This window comes from Erwinia sp. QL-Z3 (assembly GCF_004551645.1).
GTDB classification, from domain to species: Bacteria; Pseudomonadota; Gammaproteobacteria; order Enterobacterales; family Enterobacteriaceae; genus Erwinia; species Erwinia billingiae.
The window spans coordinates 4,183,560-4,204,095 of the sequence record NZ_CP037950.1; the positions used below are offsets into that span (position 1 = coordinate 4,183,560).

Genomic DNA, 20,536 nt, shown 5'->3' on the forward strand with positions numbered 1-20,536 from the left:
CGTTATTGGTATGACTTCAGCAGACGATCGGCTTGCTTCTGCGCGCCGGCCAGCGCGTCGGCTGGCGTTTTCGCCTGCGTCACCGCCGCTTCCACCGCGTGATTCAGCGCATCCTGAATCTGCACGCTGTTATAAGTCGACAGTTCTGGCTGGGCATACTTCAGCTGTTCACGCGCCACTAAGGCCTGCGGGACCGCCTTGACGTAATCCTTCATCACCTGGGTATCCCACGCCGCTGCTGAGGTGGCGACATAACCGGTGGCGATACTCCAGCGTGCGGCCTGCTCTGGCGACGTTACCCAGCGGATGAATTCCATTGCGGCTTTTTGCTGTTCTGGTGAGGTGTTTTTAAAGACATACAGATTGCCGCCGCCGGTTGGGCTGCCGCGCTGGGTTTTCTCAGGCAGCATCGCTACGCCAAACGGGAACTTCGCATTATCACGCACGTTGGTCAGGTTGCCGGTGGTGGTCACCATCATCGCGGTTTTGCCGCTGATAAAGTCCTGCGGCGTCGTGCCCCATGCAATCGCTCCCTTCGGAGAAACCTGTTCTTTCTGCCCCAGATCGGTCAGCCATTGCAGCGTTTCAACGTTGCCCGGCGTATTGAAGTGAACCGCAGTGCCCTTGCCGTTATCCAGACGTCCGCCGTTGGTGGCCGACAGGCCCTGGAAGTTCCAGTAACCGTTTGGCGTGGACGGGATCTCGATACCCCACTGGCTGACGCCGTTGGCATCTTTGAGGGTCAGTTTCTTACTGAATTCCACCACCTGCTGCCAGTTAGCGGGCGGCGTATCGGCGTTCAAACCGGCTTTTTCAAACGCCTGTTTGTTCCAGTACATCACCACGGTTGAACGCTGGAACGGCACGCCCCACACCTTACCGTCGATGTGGCGCAGAAAGGCGGGATAGAAACCGTCGATCCATTTTTTGCCTTCCTCGCCCTGCGCCAGATCGCTGGCCGCGACAATCGCCCCGGCATCAATCAGTGAATACGCCTCAATATCGCCAATCACCGCCATCTGTGGCGCGTTACCGCCGCGAAAGGCGGTCAGCGCTTTGGTCACGGTCGTCGCATAGTCACCGGTATACACCGGCTGAATACTCACATCCGGGTGCGTTTTTTCGAAGTCCGCCACCAGCGTATCGACGGTGTGGCTGACTTTGCCACCCACCGCGATCGGATAATACATTTGCAGCTTGACCGGATCGGCAGCGAACGCTGAGGTGGCCATCGCGAGCAAGACAACAGAGGACAGGCGTGAGTAACGAGTTGCAAACATGATTTTCCCTTGGGCAAATGACAACGGTTAAATGGCGTATTTTTTCTGAGAGGCAAACATCTGTTGTTCGGCGTGTTCGCAGCGCTTACCGCTTTCGCGGTGAAAGAGGTATTGCCGTGCGGCGGACCACTGCAAGCCGACGTTGCTGCCCTCGGCGAAGCGCTGCATGCCGGGAACTTTGACCGTCAGCGACACGTCGAGGCCCGCCAGCCTGCACACCAGTAAGGTATCGGCACCCATATATTCGGCGCTCTCTACGCGCGCGGTCAGGGCCGCCTGTGCAGCGGGGATAAGCTGGATATCTTCGGCACGTAATCCCAGACTGAGCGTGGCCTCGGGGTATTCGACCACCGGCTGCGTGAGAGGCAGGAGGTAATGATGGCTACCGTTGCGTTGCAGCGGCAGGATATTCATCGGCGGCGCGCCAATAAACTGCGCGGCGAACACGCTGGCGGGATGGTTATAAAGTTCGTCCGGCGTGCCGTGCTGCTCAATATAGCCATCGTTAAGCAGAATAATGCTGTCGGCCATGCTCATGGCTTCGGTTTGATCGTGGGTGACGTAGAGCATGGTCAGGCCGAGTTTCTTCTGCAGCGCGCGGATTTCACGGCGCATGCTTTGCCGCAGCTTGGCATCCAGATTCGACAGTGGCTCATCCATCAGGCACAGCGTGTTGTTAGCGATCACCGCCCTGCCCAACGCCACGCGCTGCTGCTGGCCGCCGGAAAGCTGCGAAGGCAGGCGATCCAGCAGCGTATCCAGCTCCATTAACTTACTGACATCCGCCAGGCGCTGAGCAAACGACTGTTTCTCTTCGCCCCGCGCTTTTAAGCCAAATAGCAGGTTTTCGCGCACGTTAAGGTGAGGAAACAGCGCGTAGGATTGAAACACCATCGACAGCTTGCGCTGCGACGGTGGCAGAGGGGTGATGTCGGCATGATTAAACTGGATGGCGCCGCGATCGGCGGTTTCCAGTCCGGCGATGGTACGCAATAAGGTCGATTTTCCGCAGCCCGATGGCCCCAGCAGCGCAACAAAACTGCCCTGTTCCGCCTCAAAACTGATGTCATTAAGGGCGATTTTTTCGCCCCAGGCTTTATGAATATGGTGAAGCGAGAGGTGGCTCATGCATCCGCAATCCGAGAATCTGAATGGCAGTACGCTAGCGGATAGGAATGAAGGATTTATGTCGCTGCGGTGACGGTTGGGTGATGGGGCTGATGCAGCCTAATCTACTCACGCCTTATTTACCGAGAATATTGTTAACCGCTTTCAGGTGACCAGCCTTATCTTTGTGGTTTGAGACCACCTGAATGACGGTGAATTTATTGTCAGCGACCGCCAGCAGAGTCGCCTGCTGCACATCGTTACCCCCCATATTGTCAGTGGCTTCGATATGGTAGACCGGCAAACCGTTGGCATTTTCAGTTTTCTCACTGATCACCTTATAAGAAGGTGAAGCCTGCTTCTGCTTGTCTTTAATTGACTTCATGCCGTTGAGAAAATCAGCGTCACTGCCACCGCGAGCAATTACCGGGATATCTTCTTCGCCAATGATCAACACGCGTTTTTCCGGCTTGTTAACATACATTGTTCCCGGTCCGCCGCCCGGAACAGGCTGCTTTACATAGCCCTGCAGTTTGAACGTCTGCTTTCCATCCAGCAAAGCAAGCGTCTCAGTCTGCGTGGCTGCGGCTGGTGCTGTCTCAGCTGCGGATGCCATCAGGGAGGTTCCGCCGATGGCAGTTGCCAGGCAGATTGCACCCACGATATTTAATGATTTTCTTAATTTCACGATGAACTCCTGCGTATTGATGATATTTCCATTTCGCTGATACAGCATCAGTATGGCCTGTATCAGTGATATAAGGGGGTTATCGGGTCAGATCGTAGAGACAGATCCCTGAGCCGAGCAGAAACAGAATAATCGGCCAGTAGAGAACGGGAATAAAAAAGAAGTTATGGGTTTTTTCGGGGGCCATCATTGGCTGGCTTTTCGTTGCCTGTGCAATGGAGTCCAGCCATTTTTCCTGCCGGAGCACCCAGACAAAGGCCGCACAGAAAAGGGCAGAAACTATCAGCGTAGCCCCTGTCGCCCATAAATGCGCGACAAAGAAACCGTCGTAGTAATAAATATCTAACAGCCATTTACACAGGAGATAGGCGGCAGAAATTAATACTGCGACGAAAAAACCCACTACGCTCCATGCGATCATCTTTATATCCTTCTAAGGTGTGAGGAACGAGGAATAATTTTTTGAAAATTAACATATTTTTATCATTGTGGCGATATTTTCTTTGGTGCTAATATAAATGCCATCCAGCGCAGGAGATGTCCGGACAGGGCAATTTTCCCTTACTGATTTGATGGATTTATTTTACACGACTATTTTTCGGCCCGATTTATTTGTTTGTGCTCGGCCTCTGGAAGAGAGATATTACACTGATTTTAATTATGGCAGTTGTTTATTCTGCACTATCAGGTTTTTTTTTCGACAATGGCTATAGCTTATCCAAAACATCTCGATATTGGTCTGGGCCAGGGTTTTAACGCCCTGTATGGCATCAGCACCAATCTGGCTTATAATCGCTCTGCAATAATTATAATATCGTGAAGCTCGCATAAATGCTTCCGCACCGTTTAATCGGGGCCAGGCTATTCTTTTCGGAATTTCCTGATAGCAGCAGCTTCTCCCTTTCACAGACATGCAGGAAGTTATTATTTTGAATACATTAACGGAATTGAAAAAGGGTTATCTAAAGGTATTTTTCTGGCTGCTATTCACACTGTTTCTCGTCCCCGTCATTACCCTGTTTTTTGCTGAATATGGCAACACGCAACTTGATCAGCAATACACGCAAATCTTCATGAACGATGCGCGGGAACAACATCAGGATACGGGCAAACTCCAGGCGTTTTTGCAGCAGAACCCGCCTTCCAGTGTCTGCGGCCCGGTAGATGAAAATCTGCAGGATTACAAAAACGCCGTCTGCGCACCGCAATCCGAACTGTGGCAGTTCTACATGATGGATAAAGTGGCATTCTGGACACTGATCGGTAGCGGCGTTGTCCTGCTGATGGTGCTGCTGTTCAGTGCGCTGGCCTTTAAAAGCCGCCAGGGACAGGTAATCAGTCTGGCGCTGGCCCGCAAGTTCCTGATGCTGGCCTGTTCGCTGGAAGTTATGGTGCAGGGCGGCATGCTGGTATGGCTCTCATTCTGGGGCACCGCCTTCTTCACACAAACCTACTATCCAAAACTGGTAATGGCGGTAGGACTGCTGGTGCTGGCCGGTATGTATTACATGATTAAAGGCATCTTCAAAAAACTCCCACCGGAAGAGAGTATTGAAGGCGAAGTCGTGACCCGCCAAGCGGCCCCGGCACTCTGGTCACAGATTGATATGCTGGCCGCCAGAGTGGGCACCACGCCACCCGATCATATTGTTGCGGGTATCGACACCAACTTCTACGTGACCGAAGCCCCGCTGAACGTGAATGGGAATCCGCTCACCGGCCGTAAGCTCTATGTCAGTATTCCACTCCTGCGTCAGCTCACCGTTGCGCAGGCTGATGGTGTGATGGTCCATGAACTGACTCACCTCCATGAAGGCGACACCGCCTCAGGCGCATTACTGGGACCTAAGCTGCACCGGTTTGATCTCTATATGCAACTGATGGGTCAGAATCTGGCCACGCTGATCGTCTTCTATCCGCTCTATCTTTATCGCATGCTGTTTGAGCTGGCGTGGCAGCGTAACAGCCGTGAACGTGAGTTTGTCGCGGATCGCAATGCATCAACGCTGGTCTCCCCTGCCGCGATTATCGAATCACTGATCAAAGTGTCTGCGTATGCCAGCTACCGGAATGAAGTTGAGCGAAACTTCTTTAATAACCAAACGCTGCACGAAAACGAACTGGGGATCAGTAACGCTATTGCTGCAGGTCTGCCTGAACATGTCGCCTCTCCGGACTTTATCAGCGTCATCCGTGAGCAGAATGTGCCGCACCCGTTTGATTCACACCCGCCGCTGGCGGAAAGGATGCGCAACGTAGGGTATGAGATTAACGAAGCTGACTATGCAGCGATCGCCGCCGATTTCCCGGCACAGAGCTGGGTCGATCTGATGCCGGTTGCCGACGAGATGGAACAGCAGTTGTGGCAGAAATATGAACGCGACTTCTCCTCAGTGCATGAAGAGAGCCTGGCCTGGCGGTATCAGCCTGACGGTGAAATGGAAACCGCGCTGGTGCTGAAGCATTTCCCCAATGTTCCTTATACCCTGAAAGATGGCTCGCAGATCGTCATCACCTGGCAGGGCATCGTGGCGCCGAAAACCGGCGAAGTGCTGGAGTGGGATAACGTTAAAAACATCAACGTTATTCGTAGCTTCGGCCGGGATAAGCTCTACGTGCAACATGTGCAGCCAAACTCGCAGGGCAAAAAACGCAGTGAGATCCGTCTGCCGGGCCTGAAAAAGGAGATTGAAGCCTTTAAAAACACCCTCGGCTATTACTGGCATCGTCATCAGACAGTCAGGGCGATACTGAAAGAAGAATCGTCGGCAGCGACGCAAAGCGCATAACCCGTTTGTCATCGTCTCCCTCATCGCAGCTGATAAGGGAGCCGATGCGGACATCAATTCCCAACCTGTATTTCTAACCGCATAAATAAAGGAACGATTGTGTTTAAAAGAGCAAGCAGGGCCATGATACCCGGGATGCTGGTGACTGCCCTTGTGCTGCCGCTGACAGCATGCGACAACAGTGACAAAGCAGATGCAAAGCCAGCCCCGCAGAGTCAACCCCAGGCTGTTGCGGAGGATACCGCTGCGCAACTCACCACAAAATTAAACGCCTATGTGGGTTGCTTTAACACTACGGATGGATCGGTTCGCGACAGTGCCCTGCGCTATGTGAGCTGGATGGCGAATGCTGAAAAGGGGCCAACCGGCAAAGAGCGCAACGTCAACGTACTGGGCGAGGTCACGCCTTACGAACTGGAGAGCTGCACTAAAGCCATCAACCAGGCATCGAAGGCGAAACCGGCGTTACCGGCGCTGGATGCTGCAGCAACACAGTATCTGGCGGATTTAACGACATTGCAGCCGCTGGTTTCGCAGGCTCACCTTTACTACAGTCAGGAAGATTACAAGGATGATGGCTTCGCGAAAGGCAAGCAAATGCATCCGCCACTCATGAAGGCGTTTGACCGCTTTATGAAATCCAGTGACCAGTTCGGTGCCGAAGTTGAAAAAGAGAACAATGAGGTCGTGGCTGCGCAACTGGTTGAAATTGAGAAGTCTGAGGGCCGGCATAGTCGCTACTACCGCCTGGCATTAGTCACGCAGGCCAAGGCGCTGGCAACCCTGTTTACCTCCCCCGCTCCCGACGTGGCACAGATGACAAAAGCGATTGATGCTTACAGCACGTTGCTGACTGAGGCAGAAAAGGCAACGGCCAGCGAAGCGGGCAAGCCATTAACCTGGTCCATCTTCCAGGATAATGCCGGAACCTTCCTGAAAGACTGCAAGGATCGCATGCGTCGGATTCGCGATAAAACACCTTACAGCACGGGTGAGCAGAGTCTGCTGAAAGCAAGTGGCAATTCGGGCTGGATGGTGTCAGGTTCACCGATGCGCGTTTTAAAATCCTATAACGGACTGGTCGAGGCCGGTAACCGCCTGTAAGCGGGCTGCCCGCCCCATGTCACTCTGGGGCAGGCTTCGTCAGCCGGGCTGATGCCGTCTCCTGCCGGATGAAAAGCATAAAAATTGTTTGCTGGGCAGATGCAGGGTCGGAAAGGCCTGTGCCGGAGAGCCATCGGAACACCCTCATTTTCAGCTACGCTTCTTAAGTAAAATTTTTCTTTATTCAGGAGTGAGTAGTGCCAACGTTGACCCCAGCAATTCAATCCGATCTGAAACGTTCATTGACCGCCACGCTTCCGCTTGGCATTGGGTTGATGGCAGCGATAGACGAAGTGATATTTCATCAGATTCTGGCCTGGCATCACTTTTTTGACTGGGAAACACCCGCTTTTGGCCTGTTTTCAGATGGGTTATTGCATTCAGCTGAACTGATTTTGTTTGTCCTCGGCTTTTTTATGTTTGCCGATCTGCGTAGCCGCAGAAAGCTTAACCGGACAGCCGCATGGGCAGGCTTCTTTTTGGGTATGGGAGCGTTTCAGCTTTTTGACGGGATTGTGGATCACAAGCTGCTCAGGATTCATCAGATCCGTTACGTGGACAATGTTCTCCTCTACGACCTTATCTGGAACGCGGCTGGTCTGCTTTTATTGCGGGCGGGTTTCATTATCTATCGCCGGGCGCGCACGGCTGAACTGCAGACGGGAACTTAACCCGTGGAGCCAGCAATGCACCACGCAGGTGTGCCCCACTCCCCGATGTTGTTCGTTCTTTTGGTCATTTTGCCTGCCGTACTGCTCTGCCTTTATCTTCTGGCCGCCGTCAGAATACGTGGCACCGCCCGCTGGAGCACGTGGCGTACAGCCAGCTTCACGGCCGGCATAGTGTTAATCGTGGTATCCGTATTGCCGCCTGTGGCTGATTGGGCTCATCACGATTTGCGTGGTCACATGATACAGCATCTTTTTCTGGGAATGTTTGGCCCTCTGGGCCTGGTTTTTGGTGCGCCCGGATCGCTTTTGATGCGCTGTGCTCCCGCGAAAATGACACGCGTCATTATGAATATTCTCCGCACGCGCCCGATACGTTTTTTAATCCACCCGATAACCGCTGCTTTCCTGGATATTGGCGGTATGTATCTTCTTTATCTCACCCCGCTTTTTGGGCTGACGATGACCAGCCCTTTCCTGTTTGTTTTTATCCATCTGCATTTTGTTCTCTCCGGGTATCTTTTTACCTGGTCTGTCGCAGGGCCCGATCCTGCTCCCCATCGCCCGCCGAGGTCCGTAAGGCTGATAGTCATTTTCCTGGCCACGGCGGCTCATGGTGTTCTGGGAAAATTAATGTACGGATACGGGTACCCTCTTGGGACCTCAGCATCTCATGAGGAAATTCAGGCGGCCGCACTGTGGATGTATTATGGCGGAGATATCGCCGAGTTATGCATCATCACTGGCTTTTTTGCAGCATGGTTCCGACAGCGCAGCAGCCTGCCAGAGGCGATAGCAGGTAAAATCACACATAAATAACAGGAACACCCCACACGAGGTTCACATCAGCTCAATGCCAAAGCGGCGAAGTAACAGCGCATACCCCCAAAAAAGCAGCACGGTCATAAAGCAGGAGGCCAGCAGCGCGACCCAGAATCCCCACCGCTGAAAAATGAAGGGAAAGCAAAGAAACATGGGCAATGTCGGGACGACATACCAAAATGTGTACCATGCATGATTCGCTATTTTCTCTTGGGTTTGCCCCTCAAGCTTCATCCATATCAGCACCAAAACGGTCACCAGTGGCAATGCCGCCAACAGACCGCCCAACCGGTCGCTTCGTTTTGCCGCCTCGGAGATAAGCACTATCATCCCAGCGGTTATCGCATACTTCACAATCAGCCAGATCATCTTATTCCTCTTGTCCTGAACACGGGTGTTTAGCGTAGCATCCGTTACGCAGATCCTGTGATCCGATGATGAGCCTATCCCCCGACGTCATGAAGGTGGAACAAAGTCTTCTGGAAACCTTCTTGATCGTTCCAGACATTCAAATATACTGTACATATACACAGTACATTTGGAGGCCCACTTTATGTCGCTCATCCCTCACCCACCAGGCAAATCGCTATGTTTGCCCTGGTAGACGTCAACAGCTTTTATGCCTCCTGTGAGACGGTGTTCCGCCCTGATCTTGCAGGCCGCCCGGTGATAGTTCTTTCCAATAACGATGGCTGCGTGATTGCGCGCAACGCCGAAGCCAAGCGGCTGCAGATCAAGATGGGCGCGCCCTACTTTAAGATGCGTGACGAAATTCAGCGACATAACGTGGCGGTGTTCTCGTCAAACTATGCGCTGTATGCCGACATGTCGCAGCGGGTGATGAGCACGCTGGAAGAGCTGGCGCCGGCAATTGAAATTTACTCGATTGATGAGGCGTTTCTCGATGTCAGCGGCATCAGCAACTGTCTGCCGCTGGATACCTTTGGCCGCCAGGTGCGCGATAAAATCTGGCAGGATACTCACCTGAGAGTCGGCGTGGGGATTGCGCAGACCAAAACCCTCGCCAAGCTGGCGAATTTTGCCGCCAAAAAATGGACCCAAACCGGGCACGTTCTCGATCTCTCCTCGCCTGCCCGCCAGCGTAAGCTGATGGGACTGCTGCCGGTAGAAGAAGTCTGGGGCGTAGGCCGACGCCTGTCGAAAAAGCTGGAAGGATTGGGGATTGAAACCGCGCTGCAGCTGGCCGATACGCCGGTGGCGTTGATCCGCAAGCATTTTGGCGTAGTGCTGGAGCGCACGGTGCGGGAGTTACGCGGGGAAGCCTGCCTGGAGCTGGAAGAGGTGCCGACCAAGCAGCATATCCTCTGCTCACGCTCGTTCGGCCACCGCATTACCGAGTATCAGGAGATGCATGAAGCCATCTGTAGCTATGCTGTCCGGGGCGCGGAAAAACTGCGCCACGAGCGCCAGTACTGCCGCGAAATCGGCACCTTTATCCGTACCAGCCCGCACGATCCCAAACATCCTTATTACACCAATGCCGCCAGCGTTAAGCTGCTGACGCCGACCCAGGACAGCCGCGATATTATTAACGCCGCCATTCAGTGTCTGGACAAAATCTGGCGGCCGGGCCATCGCTATATGAAAGGCGGCATCATGCTCGGCGACTTCTTCAATCAGGGCGTGGCACAGCTGAATCTGTTTGATGATTTTCAGCCCAAAGCCAACAGCGAGGCGTTAATGGCCGTGCTGGATACGCTCAATAAACAGAGCGGCAGCCGCGTCTGGTTCGCCGGTCAGGGGATCCAGCGCGACTGGTCGATGAAGCGTGAGATGCTGTCGCCCAGCTACACCACCCGCTTCCGGGATCTGCCGGTTATCCGCTGAGGGTCACTGAGCTTCAGGCCGCTTAGCCAACCCGCCGGTGCGCCCATTCACACATGCGCTGGAACAGCACTGTCAACGCAACGCTATGTCGTGAAAAACGAAAGACGGTAGGAATGAATATCTGATTTTGATATTCTGACCGGCTGGGCTTTCCCCGGCTAGCTGAGGGCCTTTATGTCTTATCATCGTAAACACCGTATTTTTTCTTCCCTTTCACGACGTCGTCGCCGACAGAAAGTGATACAGATAAAAAACCTTATCCATAATGAGCGTCATCGCTGTGGTGGCCTGTTTTATGATGAGTGTGAGTTCACTCAGGTTGACGGTGAATCTGATCGTATCTGGGAGTGGAGCGATATCTGGTTCACCGGATTAGATCCCGCTGACTTTTGGAATGCGGAAATTATCACCGCACAGGTCGCCTTCAGGGATGCGTATCACTCTCGTGCATTCGACCAGGCCTGCGAAATGTTAAGTGAGCAACAACGGGAAAATGAATTTAAAATAAACACAGTCCCCAACTACAATGCGCGGGGAAAGATAATCAGTCATACATTCGTCCCCCGTGAAGCAAGCAAATATGATTTTTTCGGTGGACTCACCTTTTTTGAGTTTGTTGAAAAACGCGAGCTTGAAATAGTGAGTAACGATCCTCCTGCTATTCACTGTGGTTATGAGTTTTTACCTGATTACGCTTATGGATTAGGGTTGAGAATAATTGTTGATGCGCCTTATTTAAGTCAGCAAGTCATCGAAGATGCTATCACTGATTTTCGTGAACGTGGTGAACGTGAATGGCATTCATCAGAAGCGGTTTCGTTCCCTCGTCGCTTGCCTGGTTAATTTCACCTCGCCACGGGTAATCTGTATATCGGGTGTTGTAAGCGGGAGAAAGCCTCTACCGCTTCATAGAGTGCATTAACAGAGGTTCGATTCAGCGGCCTCATGGACAAAAATGCACTTATCCCGAACGTTCACCCGCTTAACCGTGATTCCAGTCAGTGACAATATCCATGTGACATCTCGCTCATTTCTGCCAGGCTTAATCCTCGAAGGCAGATTTGATATGGACAAAACTACTGGAGGATAAATGACAATTCGTGGTATCGAGCACATTGGAATTACGGTTGCAGATATTGAACAGGCTAAACAATTTTTCATTAATGCGCTGGGCGCATCCGTTCTCTATCAGTTGGTTTCTCCAGATGATAAGGAAGACAGTATCGCTGGGGATAATATGGCGCCCTTGAATGGTTTTCCCAGTGAATTGAAGGTGACTGGCCTTGCGATGTTACGTCTGGCGAATGGGTGTAATGTGGAACTGTTTCAGACTCAACCTGCCGCAAAGGATCATCAAGCCAATCCATCCCAGTCAGGCATTAACCATTTCTCTCTCTATGTTGACGATATTCAAGAGGCTGGTGAGAGGATGCGGGTACATGGCGCAAAAATGTTTGACGGCCCGTCAGACTGTTTTGGCCAGGAACAAGGGAAAGGTAACCAGACCTGGTTTTGCATGACGCCCTTTGGACTGCTTATTGAGCTGATCTCTCTGCCAACCCCCCTGAGTTATGACCCGCAGGCCACTGCGACGAGGTGGATCCCCGCCCCATCATCGAAACAGGCGTAAATCATGCAGCGCAGAGAATTTATCAGCGGGAGCCTGGTCGCGATTTGCCTGGCATGTCCCGTTTTGTAATATGTCATCACGTTCATCACAACCAGGGAGCGATTTATGTCTACTCATTCTAAAGAACAAACTGACCAAACCTCTGAGTTTGAATCCGACGGGGTTAAATCGGAAGAGCTGGTAAGTAGTGGTAGCGCATGGAACGGTAAAGCGTACGAAAAATATCCGGAAGGCAAACCGCATTTAACCGTAATGAAAATGCACTTTGACGCAAATACCACTTTGCCCTGGCACACTCACCCGATGCCTAATGTTGCCTATATTATTTCTGGGTCGCTAACGATTGAAGATAAAGAGACGGGCGAAAGTCGAAAATTTAGCGCGGGTGAAGCGTTTAACGAATCAATTGATGATGTTCATCGCGGTTATACCACTGACGAACCGGCCGAGGTGATCATTACTTATGCCGGCGTTGAAGGACAGGCACTGTCAGAACCCTATACCTCTTAATCCAGGATCATTCCCAGCATGCCCTCGTGGCATGCTGCGCGGTACCGTGCCCAACAGGCCAGCACCTGCCAGCAATAACATAGGGCACATAAGGACCATTTTTCTATAAAAAAAACGCTATCCTGCAGCATCTTGCCGGTGACTCACTCCGTTGTAACCGGCTTTTTTTCGTACTTAATGTCTACCGCTTGTCGAGCAATGGTTATAAAAAATGCTTTCTGATTTAATCTTTATACGCAACAAATTGGTTTTATTTTTCACCAGTGCACTGTTTCTTTGTCTGATGATGGGTCTGGTATTTATTGATGTTCACTGGATGCATGATGCTGTTCATGAGTCATCTTTAACAGAGATAACTCAGGAGCTGATGCTGCTGGTGATTGCACTACTGTATTTTTATCGCGCAATGAAGCACTCCTCTGCGCGTCCGTCACTGATGCTGATTGGGGGATTTTTTTCCTGCATGTTAATCAGGGAAATGGACTTTTTATTTGATGAAATAAAACATGGGTGTTGGGTCTGGTTCGCCCTCGCCGTGACGGGGATTTGTCTAACTTTTGCCTTAAGATCTCCACAACGTACGCTCGCCGGTCTGGTGAGTTTCCTCCGTCATCCCTCATGGGGAATGATGAGCGCGGGTCTGCTCACTGTACTGGTATTCTCCCGGCTGTTCGGTATGCAGGATCTTTGGCGGACGCTTATGCCTGAGGGATATAGCCATACGGTCAAGAATATGGCGGAAGAGTGCTCTGAGCTGCTCGGCTACAGTTTGTGCCTTTTTGCCACCTGTCGTTATCTTCGCTCGGATTATGCCCTTTACCGCCATACTTCCTGAGCCCTCTGGGGATAATGAAGCATCGCGACACGCGCCTCATTCTCCCCCGATCGTCACTGAATTGCAGGCCGCTTAGCCAACCCGCCGGTGCGCCCATTCACGCATACGCTGGAACAGCACAAACAGCGCCGGGATAAATACAATGCCCACCACGGTAGCCACCAGCATGCCGCTGAATACCGTGGTGCCGATGATCCGACGACTCTGGGCACCCGCGCCGGAGGCCAGCATTAACGGCAGCACGCCGAGTATAAAAGAGATTGCCGTCATCATCACCGCCCGAAAACGCCGCGTCGCACCCTGCAGCGCGGCATCCGCAACAGACGCGCCCTGCTCACGCAGCGTTCGCGAAAATTCGACAATCAGGATGGCGTTTTTGGCGGCTAAGGCGATCAGCAGCACCAGGCCAATTTGCACATAAACATCATTGGCAAACCCGGCCCACCACAGCCACAGCAGCGCACCGCCGAGAGCAAACAGCACCGAAAGCATCACGCTGCCGGGCAACGTCCAGCTCTCATACTGGCAAACCAGGAACAGCCAGGCCATCACCACCGCCGCCAGCACGATCCAGATGGCCTGATTGCCGGTTTGTTGTTCCTGCAATGACAGCCCGCTCCAGGCGTAGCCGTAGCCCTCCGGTAAGCTGTCATTGAGGATCGCGGTCATGGCGTTCATCGCATCGTTGCTGCTGACGTTTGCCGCCGCCGATCCGCTGATGGCCACCGACGGGAACTGGTTGTACTGCTTCAGATAAGGCGCACCGACGCCTGGCGTCACGGTAACCAGATGACTGAGCCGCACGCGTTCACCGTTATCGCTGCGCACATACAGATCGCTGATTTGCTCTGCCCGTTCACGCCAGCTCATCTCATTTTGCACCACCACGTGATAAGCGCGGTTGTTTAAGGTGAAGTCGCCGGCGCGCGTGCCGCCGAACGCGGTTTGCAGAGTGCTGAAGATGCGGGATACCGGCACATCCAACAGGGCAGCCCGGTTGCGATCGACGTTGAGCGTCAGCTGAGGCACGTTGCTGCTCCAGGTGGTAAATACCGCCTGCAGCTGAGGATGCTGATTGGCTTTCGCCAGCACCGCGCGCGTGACCTGCTCCAGCCCGGCAGAGGATTGCCCCTGCTGGGCCAGCAGACGCAGATCAAAGCCGGCGGCATTGCCCAGCCCCGGCAGCGTCGGCGGATTGAAGGTCATAATGTTGGCCGTGGCGATCTGCGCCAGCTGCTGCTGGATCTGCCCGGCGACCTGATCCAACGCCGCGCGTTCACCCCAGGGTTTCAGCATCACCGACATAAAGCCGCCGTTAGAGGTGGTGGTGCCGCTGAGAATATCAAACCCGGACACCATAATGACGTCCTCGACGGCGGGATTGCTGGCAATCAACAGCCGCGCGCGCTCCATGGTGGCTTCCGTGCGCTCTAATGACGCGGCGGCGGGCAGCTGCACGTTGGCAAAGAAATAGCCCTGATCCTCGGCAGGTAAAAAGCCTTTGGGCATCAGCATAAAGCTGACGGCCACGGTCAGCGCGGCGGCAGTGGTGGCCACCAGTGCCAGCCACGGCCGGCGGTTCATGCCCTTCACCAGGCTGCCGTAACCGGCACGGGTTTTATCCAGTCCCCGGTTGAACAGCTGGAAAATGCGGCCCGGTGCCGCTATGCGTGGCCGTAGCATTAACGCACACAGCGCCGGCGTCAGGCTCAGGGCCACCAGGCTGGAAAGCGTCACCGCGCTGGAGAGCGTCACCGCAAACTGCCGGTACAGCTCACCGGTAATTCCGGGCAACATCGCCACCGGAATAAACACCGCCAGCAGCACCAGCGTGGTGGCGATAACCGGTCCGGCGACCTGGCGCATCGCCTGCGTGGTGGCGCTGAGCCGATCGATGCCTTCCGCCATCAGCGTTTCGACATTTTCCACCACCACAATGGCGTCATCCACCACCATGGTTAACGCCAGAATAATGGCAAACAGGCTGAGGGTATTGGCCGAGTAGCCAAGCAGATAGAGGATGGCGAAGGTGCCGAGCAGCGAGGTCGGAATGGCCATGGCGACGATAAAGGTGGCGCGCCAGCTTTGCAGGAATAACGACACCACCAGGATCACTACCGCCAGCGTCAGTCCCAGCGACCAGCCCATCTCTTTGATGGTGGCAGAGACAAATTTCGTGGAGTCGAATTTGATTTCCCACTTCACGTCTGCCGGGAAGGTATGGCTCAGCCGCTTCAGCTCGGTGCGCACCAGACCGGCCACATTCAGCGCGTTTGCGCCTGGCGAAGGGTAAATTCCCAGATAAGCCGTGTCGTTGCCGTTCAGCGTCGCGCTGGAGTTGTAGCTACGCGCGCCGATATCAATAAAAGCGACATCCCGCAGCCGCACCAGCTGCCCCTGTGCCGAGCTGCGGATAATGATATCGCGGAACGCTTCCGCGCTGTTCAGGCGGCCAAGGCCATTAATGGTCAGTGTTTGCTGCTGGCCGTTAAACACCGGTGGCGTGCCGACCTGTCCGGCAGCGCCCTGCACGTTCTGCTGGCGGATCGCGAGGGTGATATCGTCGGCGGTAATATTCAGCGCATTCATCCGCTGCGGGTTCAGCCAGATACGCATACTGTAATCGCGCGCACCGAACATCTGCACCTGGCCCACGCCCGGCAGTCGCGCCAGCGCATCACGAACGTGGGTGCTGGCGTAATTGCTGATAAACAGCGCATCACGGGTTTTATCAGGGGAGAACAGGCTGACGCCCAGCATCAGGTTGGTGGTGCGCTTGCGGACCTGCACTCCCATTTCCTGCACCTGTTGCGGCAGCTGGGCCACGGTCTGCGCCACCCGGTTCTGCACGTCAATGGCCGCCAGATCGGCATCGGTGCCGGCGGCAAAGGAGATCGCCAGCGCATAGCTGCCATCGTCCGAACTGGTGGATTCCATATACAGCATATGGTCCACGCCGTTGATTTGCGTTTCCAGCGGAGCCGCTACAGCTTCGGCCACGTCTGACGCACTGGCGCCCGGCCAGGAGGCGCTGACGTTAATCACCGGCGGGGTGATTTCCGGGTACTGCTCTACCGGAATGATTTTCAGGGCGATGGCACCGAGTAAGCCAATCACCAGCGCGATCACCATCGCAAAACGCGGGCGGGTCAGGAAGAACGTCAACATCAGCGGTTTCCTCCGGCGGCGATTGCGTTCACCGGGCTCCCGGCCTGAAGGCGCTGCGTGCCCTCTACAATCACCCGCTCGCCACGCTGCAGACCGCTTAGCACCTGATACTGCTGGCCTTGTTGGCTGCCCAGGGTGAGGCGGCGTTTTTCGGTTTTATTCTCGTCGTTAACCAGCCAACAGAAGAACCCTTGCGGATCTTGCTGGATCGCCATTGCCGGGATCATCAGTGCTGATGCGCTCTGTTTTGGCCGGAAAAACAGATCGATACTGCCGCCGGGCAACAGCCGCTCACCGGGATTGGCGAATTCTGCACGTAAGGTGACGCTGCCGCTGCGCGGATCGATGCGGTTATCAACCGAGACCAGCGTGCCCGCCTGGCGTTTGCCCGCCAGTTCAATTTCTGGCAGCCAGGCCTGACGCAGCGTTTTCAGGTCGGGATGCTGACCGGCCTTATCAAAAAAGGCGTGTTCTTCAATGGCAAAGGCGATGCGGATCGGGTCCAGCTGCACAATTTCCACCAGCATGCCGCTGGCAGGATTCACCAGGCTGCCCCGATGAAACTGGCTGTGCCCTACCCGTCCGCTGACCGGTGAGGCGATCCGCGTATAGCCGAGGGTAATCTCACGGGCCTTCAGGCGGGATTTCGCCTGATCCACCGCAGCCCGGGCGATATCACGCTGCATACGCGCGCCATCAACGTCATGGTTACTGATGGCCTGCGCCGGCTTCAGCCGCTGGAAACGGTCGAACTGCTGCTGTGCCTGGCGCAGGGAGGCTTCACTGCTGCGCAACTCGGCCTGGGCCAGCGACAGTGCGGCACGCTGCTCCGCATCATCGAGCTCATACAGCAGATCGCCGGCCTTCACCTGCTGCCCGTCGCTGAAATGGACCTGAGTAATGATGCCTTCAATGCGGCTGCGCAGTGCCACCGCATGGACGGCTTCAATCCGTCCCGGCAGGCGGCGCTCCATCAGCAGCGGCGCGGGTTCAACCTGTACCACCTGCACGGACTGACTGGCGACGCTCAGCGTTGGCCAGCTGATAACGAGAGCAATCGCCAGGGCGATTGTTGGGCATAACCTGTTCATCGTGTTTTCCAAAAACGGGAGGCAAGCGAAGACAGATGCCCCGCAGGGCATCTGCGGGCATTAACGGCTGCGGAAGCGGCGCGTAAGGGGTTTCTCCAGTTCGACGATCAGGAACAGCACTGCGCCAATCGCCAGGGTAATGCCCCAGTAACGCAGCGGGATCGCCTCAGTGCCGAACAGCAGTTGCATAAACGGCAGATAGATAATCATCAGTTGCAGCAGCAATAACACGCCGCTGACCAGCCACAGACCTTTGTTGGCCAACACGCTGCGACCAAGCGAGAAACCGTTGCTGACGCGGCAGTTGAGCATATAGAACCACTGTGCGGTCACCAGCGTCTGCAGCAGCACGGTGCGGATAAATTCCGGACTGTGTCCGCGTGGTTGTAGCCAGGCTTCCAGCGCGAAGGCGCTGAGCGCAATCAGCGTGCCGACAAAGGCCACACGCCAGATGGCAAAACCATCCATCACATGCTGCGTCGGGTTGCGCGGCGGACGTTGCATCACGTTGCGCTCGGCGGCTTCAAACGCCAGGGCGAACGAGAGCGTGGCGGAGGTCGCCATATTCATCCACAGGATCAGCACCGGGGTTAACGGCACGATATTGCCCGCCAGCAGCGCAATGATGATCAGCAAGCCTTGCGCCAGGTTGGTCGGCATAATAAACAGGATGGTTTTCTTCAGGTTGTCATACACCCGACGTCCTTCCTGCACGGCGCCGGCAATGGTGGCAAAGTTGTCATCGGTCAGCACCATATCGGCGGCTTCTTTGGTCACTTCGGTGCCTTTGATACCCATGGCGATGCCGACATCCGCCTGCTTCAACGCCGGGGCATCGTTGACGCCATCGCCGGTCATGCCAACGATTTCGCCTTTGTCCTGCAGGGCTTTGACCAGCCGCAACTTATGCTCCGGGCTGGTGCGGGCAAAAATATCGTAACTGACCGCCGCTTCGCGCAGTTCCGCATCATTCATTGCCTCAAGATCGTGGCCGGTCAGCGCACGGTCACTGTTGGCCATGCCCAGCATTTGCGCAATATTCATCGCGGTTTGCGGATGATCGCCGGTGATCATTTTGACGCGCACGCCCGCCTGCTGACAGGTACGGATGGCATAGATAGCCTCCGGCCGCGGGGGATCCATCATGCCGGCGATACCGAGGAAAATTAATCCTCCGTGCAGCACATCATGATCGAGCTGGGTCAGGTCGTCAGGTGCCGGCATCCACGCTGCTGCCACCATCCGCAGTCCCTGTCTGGCATAGTGGGTGATTTTCTCTTCCCAGTAAGCCTGGTCAAAGGCGCACAGGCCGTGAGCGCTTTGCTGCTGGCGGGCCAGTGCGAACAGCACATCCGGCGCGCCGGTCACCAGGATCTTATTGCGATCGCCGACCTGATGATGGGTCGCCATGTATTTGTACTGGGAGTCAAAGGGGATCTTCCCTTTCAGCTCGACCTGAATCGCCGGTAGGCCGGATTTGGCCGCCAGCACCTTAAGTGCCCCTTCCGTTGGGCCGCCGGTGACGGTCCAGTGTCCCTGTTCATCCTTCATCAGTTGGCTGTCATTACAGAGGTCGATGGTGCGCAGATAGTCTTCAAGCACCGAACCGGGCGCGATATTCAGCGGCGTTGATTCCCCTTCAAGGGAAATATTGCCCACCGGCTCATAGCTGTCGCCTTCAACCTGATAACAGGCATCGGCGGTGATCACCGCTTTGACGGTCATTTCATTCATCGTCAGCGTGCCGGTTTTATCCGAACAGACCACGGTCATTGCGCCAAGCGTTTCGACAATCGGTAATTTGCGAATAATGGCGTGTTTCCGCGCCATGGTTTGAATACCCAGTGACAGAATAATCGAAATGATTGCCGGTAAGCCTTCAGGTACGGCAGCAACCGCCAGGCTAATTAAAGACAGCAGTAATTCGTCGAGGGGAATATCCCGCCATAACAGGCTGAAAATAAATAACGCCACCATCATCAACAGAATAATGACGAATATCGCTTTGCCGAGTTTATCAATCTGAACCAGCAACGGCGTACGGTGTTTTTCAATGCCGGAAATCATCTGGTTAATATGGCCCAACTCGGTGTCGCCACCGGTGGCAATTACCACGCCGCTGCCGCTACCGGCACTGAGCGTGGTGCCGGAGAACAGCAGATTGGTGCGATCGCCCAATGCCAGTTCACCGCTCAGCGGCTCAGCGGTTTTTGATACCGAGACCGATTCGCCGGTGAGGATGGCTTCTTCCACCCGCAGGTTGTGCGCCTCAATCACCCGCAGGTCAGCCGGAATGCGGTCACCCGCGCGCAGGATGACGATATCGCCAGGCACCAGATCGCGCGTGGGCTGCGTGCTGTGCTGGCCATCACGCACCACCACGGCTTCGCTGGCGAGCATATTGCTGATGCTTTTGAGGGATTTCTCGGCGTTGTTTTCCTGGATATGGCCAATCAGCGCGTTAATTACCGCCACACCCAGGATGACAAGCGTGTCGACCCAGTGCCCCATCACCGCAGTCAGTAATGCGGCTGCCAGCAGGATATAGATCAGCACATCATTGAAGTGAGCGAGGAAGCGCAGCCATGCCGGCTTGCCTTTCGTTTGCGGTAAGGCGTTCGGGCCATACTGATGCTGACGGGCGTTAACTTCCGCCTGACTCAGGCCGTTACGCGACGAATGTTGACGTTGTAAGCCTTGTTCTGCAGAAAGCTGATAATAAGGAATATCTGCCGCAGGCGTGGGAGGAAAGTTTTTATTTTCCGTGGCGAGTTTAGTCAAAATATAACTCCATCAAAGAGTAGAATTCAAAATTTACGATTTGAATTATCTTAATGGAATAGTGATGAAGGCGACTTGATCCGTCGCAATATTTGCCGGGGATGTTATTGCGATACTATTCAGCGAGATTATTTTAACAATCGGTTTAATGTTCGTTTAGTTTAACTTCAAATAAAGGCGTCTGATGAACGGAATTTACAGCGGTAAACGTATTT

At 54.4% G+C, this 20,536-nt stretch carries 18 protein-coding genes; 10 read left to right on the top strand and 8 right to left on the bottom strand.

The features are described 5' to 3' along the window. Positions 1–2: 2 nt before the first annotated feature. The 4 genes from E2F51_RS20010 to E2F51_RS20025 form a co-directional block, all read right to left on the bottom strand. Positions 3–1,280, bottom strand: a complete 1,278-nt coding sequence (locus tag E2F51_RS20010) for an ABC transporter substrate-binding protein (protein WP_134824344.1) — start codon at positions 1,278–1,280, stop codon at positions 3–5. Between the two features lie 27 nt (positions 1,281–1,307). Then, positions 1,308–2,408, bottom strand: coding sequence for an ABC transporter ATP-binding protein (locus E2F51_RS20015; protein WP_134824345.1), 1,101 nt, complete (start codon positions 2,406–2,408; stop codon positions 1,308–1,310). A gap of 115 nt (positions 2,409–2,523) precedes the next feature. Then, positions 2,524–3,123, bottom strand: a complete 600-nt coding sequence (locus E2F51_RS20020) for a hypothetical protein (RefSeq protein ID WP_134824346.1) — start codon at positions 3,121–3,123, stop codon at positions 2,524–2,526. 31 nt (positions 3,124–3,154) lie between these two features. Next, positions 3,155–3,496 (bottom strand): hypothetical protein, encoded by a 342-nt coding sequence (locus E2F51_RS20025; RefSeq protein ID WP_134824347.1) that lies wholly within the window; start codon positions 3,494–3,496, stop codon positions 3,155–3,157. A gap of 197 nt (positions 3,497–3,693) precedes the next feature. On the opposite strand from E2F51_RS20025, the gene E2F51_RS24135 reads away from it, so the two are divergent. The 5 genes from E2F51_RS24135 (at position 3,694) to E2F51_RS20050 (ending at position 8,455) form a co-directional block, all read left to right on the top strand. Continuing rightward, positions 3,694–3,831: a hypothetical protein gene (locus E2F51_RS24135; protein ID WP_245174136.1), complete on the top strand. Its 138-nt coding sequence runs from the start codon at positions 3,694–3,696 to the stop codon at positions 3,829–3,831. A gap of 155 nt (positions 3,832–3,986) precedes the next feature. Further along, positions 3,987–5,864: a M48 family metallopeptidase gene (locus E2F51_RS20035; RefSeq protein ID WP_134824348.1), complete on the top strand. Its 1,878-nt coding sequence runs from the start codon at positions 3,987–3,989 to the stop codon at positions 5,862–5,864. 135 nt (positions 5,865–5,999) lie between these two features. Beyond that, on the top strand, positions 6,000–6,968 hold the full coding sequence (locus tag E2F51_RS20040) for a YiiG family protein (RefSeq protein ID WP_031594462.1): 969 nt from the start codon (positions 6,000–6,002) through the stop codon (positions 6,966–6,968). Positions 6,969–7,165: 197 nt separating this feature from the next. Further along, positions 7,166–7,639: a DUF2243 domain-containing protein gene (locus E2F51_RS20045; protein WP_209215453.1), complete on the top strand. Its 474-nt coding sequence runs from the start codon at positions 7,166–7,168 to the stop codon at positions 7,637–7,639. 15 nt (positions 7,640–7,654) lie between these two features. Continuing rightward, the gene (locus tag E2F51_RS20050) at positions 7,655–8,455 is read left to right on the top strand and encodes a cytochrome c oxidase assembly protein (RefSeq protein WP_134824349.1); all 801 of its coding nucleotides are present in this window, start codon (positions 7,655–7,657) and stop codon (positions 8,453–8,455) included. A 21-nt stretch (positions 8,456–8,476) separates the two neighbouring features. Here the strand turns inward: E2F51_RS20050 and E2F51_RS20055 are convergent, their stop codons facing one another. Further along, positions 8,477–8,827 (bottom strand): DUF3147 family protein, encoded by a 351-nt coding sequence (locus E2F51_RS20055; RefSeq protein WP_134824350.1) that lies wholly within the window; start codon positions 8,825–8,827, stop codon positions 8,477–8,479. A 219-nt stretch (positions 8,828–9,046) separates the two neighbouring features. On the opposite strand from E2F51_RS20055, the gene umuC reads away from it, so the two are divergent. The 5 genes from umuC to E2F51_RS20080 all read left to right on the top strand — a co-directional run bounded on the left by umuC (position 9,047) and on the right by E2F51_RS20080 (position 13,281). Continuing rightward, positions 9,047–10,306, top strand: a complete 1,260-nt coding sequence (gene umuC / locus E2F51_RS20060; RefSeq protein WP_013202612.1) for a translesion error-prone DNA polymerase V subunit UmuC — start codon at positions 9,047–9,049, stop codon at positions 10,304–10,306. A 174-nt stretch (positions 10,307–10,480) separates the two neighbouring features. Continuing rightward, entirely contained in the window at positions 10,481–11,149 is a 669-nt protein-coding gene (locus E2F51_RS20065; protein ID WP_134824351.1) for a hypothetical protein, read from the top strand. Between the two features lie 247 nt (positions 11,150–11,396). Next, entirely contained in the window at positions 11,397–11,936 is a 540-nt protein-coding gene (locus E2F51_RS20070; protein ID WP_134824352.1) for a VOC family protein, read from the top strand. A gap of 105 nt (positions 11,937–12,041) precedes the next feature. Beyond that, positions 12,042–12,446 (top strand): cupin domain-containing protein, encoded by a 405-nt coding sequence (locus E2F51_RS20075; RefSeq protein WP_134824353.1) that lies wholly within the window; start codon positions 12,042–12,044, stop codon positions 12,444–12,446. 211 nt (positions 12,447–12,657) lie between these two features. Then, entirely contained in the window at positions 12,658–13,281 is a 624-nt protein-coding gene (locus tag E2F51_RS20080; RefSeq protein ID WP_134824354.1) for a hypothetical protein, read from the top strand. Between the two features lie 72 nt (positions 13,282–13,353). On the opposite strand, the gene E2F51_RS20085 is transcribed toward E2F51_RS20080, so the two are convergent. The 3 genes from E2F51_RS20085 to E2F51_RS20095 are packed head-to-tail and all read right to left on the bottom strand — an operon-like array spanning position 13,354 to position 20,321. Further along, on the bottom strand, positions 13,354–16,449 hold the full coding sequence (locus E2F51_RS20085; RefSeq protein WP_134824355.1) for an efflux RND transporter permease subunit: 3,096 nt from the start codon (positions 16,447–16,449) through the stop codon (positions 13,354–13,356). Beyond that, entirely contained in the window at positions 16,449–17,540 is a 1,092-nt protein-coding gene (locus E2F51_RS20090; protein WP_134824356.1) for an efflux RND transporter periplasmic adaptor subunit, read from the bottom strand. The genes E2F51_RS20085 and E2F51_RS20090 overlap by 1 nt, the downstream gene beginning before the upstream one ends. 60 nt (positions 17,541–17,600) lie before the next feature. Continuing rightward, positions 17,601–20,321, bottom strand: coding sequence for a cation-transporting P-type ATPase (locus tag E2F51_RS20095; RefSeq protein ID WP_371732143.1), 2,721 nt, complete (start codon positions 20,319–20,321; stop codon positions 17,601–17,603). Positions 20,322–20,536 lie beyond the last annotated feature (215 nt).

What these genes read in the sequence shown, in the direction of transcription:
- E2F51_RS20010 (WP_134824344.1), bottom strand. Translation starts at nt 1,280, where the DNA reads ATGTTTGCAACTCGTTACTCACGCCTGTCCTCTGTTGTCTTGCTCGCG.
- E2F51_RS20015 (WP_134824345.1), bottom strand. Translation starts at nt 2,408, where the DNA reads ATGAGCCACCTCTCGCTTCACCATATTCATAAAGCCTGGGGCGAAAAA.
- E2F51_RS20020 (WP_134824346.1), bottom strand. Translation starts at nt 3,123, where the DNA reads ATGCTGTATCAGCGAAATGGAAATATCATCAATACGCAGGAGTTCATC.
- E2F51_RS20025 (WP_134824347.1), bottom strand. Translation starts at nt 3,496, where the DNA reads ATGATCGCATGGAGCGTAGTGGGTTTTTTCGTCGCAGTATTAATTTCT.
- E2F51_RS20035 (WP_134824348.1), top strand. Translation starts at nt 3,987, where the DNA reads ATGCAGGAAGTTATTATTTTGAATACATTAACGGAATTGAAAAAGGGT.
- E2F51_RS20040 (WP_031594462.1), top strand. Translation starts at nt 6,000, where the DNA reads ATGCTGGTGACTGCCCTTGTGCTGCCGCTGACAGCATGCGACAACAGT.
- E2F51_RS20050 (WP_134824349.1), top strand. Translation starts at nt 7,655, where the DNA reads ATGCACCACGCAGGTGTGCCCCACTCCCCGATGTTGTTCGTTCTTTTG.
- E2F51_RS20055 (WP_134824350.1), bottom strand. Translation starts at nt 8,827, where the DNA reads ATGATCTGGCTGATTGTGAAGTATGCGATAACCGCTGGGATGATAGTG.
- umuC (WP_013202612.1), top strand. Translation starts at nt 9,047, where the DNA reads ATGTTTGCCCTGGTAGACGTCAACAGCTTTTATGCCTCCTGTGAGACG.
- E2F51_RS20065 (WP_134824351.1), top strand. Translation starts at nt 10,481, where the DNA reads ATGTCTTATCATCGTAAACACCGTATTTTTTCTTCCCTTTCACGACGT.
- E2F51_RS20070 (WP_134824352.1), top strand. Translation starts at nt 11,397, where the DNA reads ATGACAATTCGTGGTATCGAGCACATTGGAATTACGGTTGCAGATATT.
- E2F51_RS20075 (WP_134824353.1), top strand. Translation starts at nt 12,042, where the DNA reads ATGTCTACTCATTCTAAAGAACAAACTGACCAAACCTCTGAGTTTGAA.
- E2F51_RS20080 (WP_134824354.1), top strand. Translation starts at nt 12,658, where the DNA reads ATGCTTTCTGATTTAATCTTTATACGCAACAAATTGGTTTTATTTTTC.
- E2F51_RS20085 (WP_134824355.1), bottom strand. Translation starts at nt 16,449, where the DNA reads ATGTTGACGTTCTTCCTGACCCGCCCGCGTTTTGCGATGGTGATCGCG.
- E2F51_RS20090 (WP_134824356.1), bottom strand. Translation starts at nt 17,540, where the DNA reads ATGAACAGGTTATGCCCAACAATCGCCCTGGCGATTGCTCTCGTTATC.